Origin of the sequence: Pseudomonas edaphica, from assembly GCF_005863185.1 — a bacterium.
In the GTDB taxonomy this organism is placed as follows: Bacteria; Pseudomonadota; Gammaproteobacteria; order Pseudomonadales; family Pseudomonadaceae; genus Aquipseudomonas; species Aquipseudomonas edaphica.
This window is the reverse complement of record NZ_VBVZ01001038.1, coordinates 1-1,002: the sequence shown is the minus strand read 5'-3', so window position 1 is coordinate 1,002 and position 1,002 is coordinate 1. Positions and strand designations below refer to the sequence as shown.

The window sequence follows — 1,002 nt, the reverse complement described above, 5'->3', positions numbered from 1 at the left end:
GCCTTGGCCAGTAACACCGCTTTACTACCGGGGATATCGCCGGCCCAGGCCAGCTCGTTGATGCGGCTGTGATCACCGGCATCCGGGGCCTGGATAAGGTCGCTGAAGGCCACGTCCAAGGCTTCGGCGACGCGGTCCAGCGTGGACAGGCTGACATTCTTCTCGCCCGCCTCGATGGCCACCAGCATGCGCCGGCTGACCCCGGACTTTTCCGAGAGTGCGGTCTGGCTCAGATCCGCAGCATGGCGCAGCCGGCGGACGTTCTGGCTGACGTGTTGCAGGACCGAGGCCCGTTGTGGATTTTCTTTGTGCACTATATTGCTCAATGGGTGGGTGTGCGCAGTATACTGCCCAGCATGCGGCGCATTGTGCGGTCCGTGCCTTTCCCTTGCAAGACCGAGCCGCCATGACCGCCCCGAACGCCGCCCCACGTTTCAACCGTTTCAGCAAAGCCGAATGCATCTTGGTGGTGATCACCATGATCTGGGGCGGCACGTTTTTGCTCGTGCAACACGCCATGACCGTCAGCGGGCCGATGTTTTTCGTGGGCCTGCGGTTTGCGGCGGCGGCGATTGTGGTGGGGTTCTTTTCGTTGCGCACGTTGCGTGGCCTGACCTTGTTCGAGTTGAAAGCCGGCGCATTCATCGGCACCTCGATCATGTTCGGCTACGGCATGCAGACCATTGGCCTGCAGACCATTCCAAGCAGCCAGTCGGCGTTCATTACAGCGCTTTATGTACCTTGCGTACCGCTGTTGCAGTGGCTGGTGCTGGGGCGTCGCCCAGGCCTGATGCCGAGCATTGGCATCATGTTGGCGTTTACCGGGTTGATGCTGCTTACAGGCCCGACGGGTGCCTCTCTGAACTTCAGCCCCGGTGAAATTGCCACACTGATCTGCGCAATCGCGGTGGCCGCCGAAATTATCCTCATTGGCGCCTATGCCGGGCAGGTGGATGTGCGGCGAGTGACCGTGGTGCAACTGGCCACGGCCTCGTTGCTGTC

General features: G+C 61.4%; 2 protein-coding genes. One reads left to right on the top strand and one right to left on the bottom strand.

Features of this window, described 5'->3' with window-relative positions:
* A partial coding sequence (locus FEM54_RS33085) for a helix-turn-helix domain-containing protein (RefSeq protein ID WP_138454338.1) occupies positions 1–314 on the bottom strand: 314 nt, incomplete at its 3' end.
* Between the two features lie 92 nt (positions 315–406).
* Between FEM54_RS33085 and FEM54_RS33080 the strand changes: the two genes are divergently transcribed.
* The coding region (locus tag FEM54_RS33080) for a DMT family transporter (RefSeq protein WP_138454337.1) at positions 407–1,002 on the top strand (596 nt) is incomplete at its 3' end.